Annotated in this window: 2 protein-coding genes and 1 pseudogene; 1 reads left to right on the top strand and 2 read right to left on the bottom strand. The window is 33.9% G+C overall.

The window, feature by feature from the left end:
- Positions 1-507 (top strand): SDR family NAD(P)-dependent oxidoreductase (locus VIM70_RS00530; RefSeq protein ID WP_331943023.1); only part of this gene is annotated, 507 nt, incomplete at its 5' end.
- Here the strand turns inward: VIM70_RS00530 and VIM70_RS23350 are convergent.
- Positions 402-686, bottom strand: a complete 285-nt coding sequence (locus tag VIM70_RS23350) for a hypothetical protein (RefSeq protein ID WP_414648631.1) — start codon at positions 684-686, stop codon at positions 402-404. The two genes, VIM70_RS00530 and VIM70_RS23350, sit on opposite strands and share 106 nt — an antisense overlap.
- 190 nt (positions 687-876) lie before the next feature.
- Positions 877-1,937: pseudogene (locus VIM70_RS00525) on the bottom strand (IS30 family transposase).
- Positions 1,938-2,308 lie beyond the last annotated feature (371 nt).

Here is a 2,308-nt window from a genome sequence, read left to right as displayed (position 1 = left end):
CATGGCGAAAAAGTATTCATTCCAATAATGTTAAAACAGGATACCGAGTGCCATATTGTCAATACTTCATCTGTAGCAGGGCTTTTGGATTTGAACGGAATGTCAGCTTACCATACTTCTAAATTTGCAACAGTTGGTCTTTCAGAATCTACTTATTTAGATCTTCAGTTCGAAACGGACAAAATAAAAATGTCGGTATTCTGTCCAGGATTTATTCAAACAGATCTTGATAATTGTGAAAGGCATAGACCAATGATATATGAAAATGACATGAGTCAGACTTATTATCAAAGTGTTTTGTATGAAGAAGAGGAGAAACAGAAACATAAGGTTATTAAAGGTGGAATTCCAATTGATAAAATTGGAGAGGTTATATTCAAAGCAATTGAGGAAGAGAGATTCTACATTTTAACACATCCAGAGTTAAATTCACTTATAGGTTTAAGAGTAAAGAATATGTTTGAAGGTGGAAGTCCATCTATGGATGTGATAAAGGGTGTTAAGTAATTCTTCATTAAGACGTCTAAAGTTTTGCGCGATATTGTTTTTTTCTCTTGGCTTAAAAATAAAATTTGTTGATTATCATTAATCTCATTCTGCCTAATATATTTATTTAGAATTTTTATAGTCTCTAGATCTAACCTTATGGTGTTGCTATTGCTTCCTTTAAGCCTGTAACAATACATTTCACCTCTTGTCCTATTGTAATCCTCAAGCCTTATTAAGCACTCTCAGAGGCTCCTAAAGCGCATGTATATGCGGCTCTAAAAATAGCCAAGTTTCTTAATGAGTGTATATTACTATCTTTTTCTATAAATTTAAAAACCTTTATAGATTGCAATATAAAATGTCCGAAAATTCAAGAAAAATATAATATTAAGCTATGATGGCTTTCTGCTCTATCATATTAGCAGAAAGACCACTGAAAATTCTTCTAGGATAATTATTAATCCAATGTTGTATTTGCATAATCTGTTTTTTGTAAATGCAGAAATATCTATGCCCTTGGGGATAAATCGACGTATCATTTTATTGATATTCTCATTTGTGCCTCGTTCCCATGAACTATAAGGATGTGCATAATACACTTTGGTTCTTTTCCCTTTATTCCTCACAGAGTTTTCAATACCTTCAAAATCAAGGTTCTCACAACCGTTGTCACAAGTGATTGTTTTAAATGTATCTGAAAATAACGTTCCCATTTTACGTTCCAATTTGTCCAATTGTTTGACGACAGCTACCTGAGATTTAGATGGTATTTTAAAGACCAACTCTTTTCGAGTTACTCTTTCGCTTAACACCATTAATACAGTCTTCGTACCCTGTTTTCCTACTACAGTATCCATTTCCCAGTTGCCTATCTCAGCACGTGAAGCTACCGCTTTAGGTCTTTCAGATATGCTTCTTCCTTTGGTATTGTTATAAGCCTGCCTTATTTTTTTATACTTCCTTTTTGGGGGATTCTTTTTAACAGGCAGATCTTTATTACTTATATTTAAAAATAAATTGTTATCCAAATAGTTATACACAGTTTTGAAGCAAATAGTTGTTTTGAATTGTAACTCTTTGTTTGTAATATTTTGAATAGCTGCATACGGAGATTCGCCATCTTTACCAATGGCTTTTTCTAGGTACCTCACCAATTTGTGATCTTTTCCTATTTTCAATGTAGGCCCTTTAGCCGTACCTTGTCTATCATGTTCTGACTGCCCAATTTCTGCGCTATATTCCGTTCGAGTGGTTAAATCACTATTCAATAGTTCAACCATTCCTTTAGCAATTTCACGCCTTATTGTACGTTCTGAACGTTCACCTATTTGCTCCGCAATACTGCTCGAACTTAATCCCCTTTTGTATAAAGCTTCTAACTTTATGCGTTCTTCGTAGGTTAGGTGTTTACCTTTTCTGCTCACAGTGATAAAATTTAATTGGCTCATTTGAAATCCTCCAGTACTTGTTGGTTTTGTAACTTAACATTATACTAGAGTATTTCTCTTGGGTCTTTATTATTTTGTTTTGCGGTCATTTCATTTTACAACTTACCAGACAATCAAGCAGTCACCGGAATATACTGAGGAATCTCTGATAACACGAGACTATGAAAGCAAACTGCATCAACATTATAATTAACAGTGATACTGGATCGATGAAGAGAATTTCAAGAAACATTCCCACTAAAACATGTGTGCGGAACCTACCTTGCACGGCATGTTAAATGTAACTTTAAAAACTCTCTTCATATTAAAAGATTCCCCCCTTTTGATATGAATTTGATATAGATTAGTTTGGAGGAGCCTGGTCATATACC

The organism is Clostridium sp. (assembly GCF_036569345.1).
Classification (GTDB): Bacteria; Bacillota; Clostridia; order Clostridiales; family Clostridiaceae; genus Clostridium_AD.
Note: the sequence above shows the minus strand (reverse complement) of the source record. Positions and strands in the feature narration are given on the sequence as shown.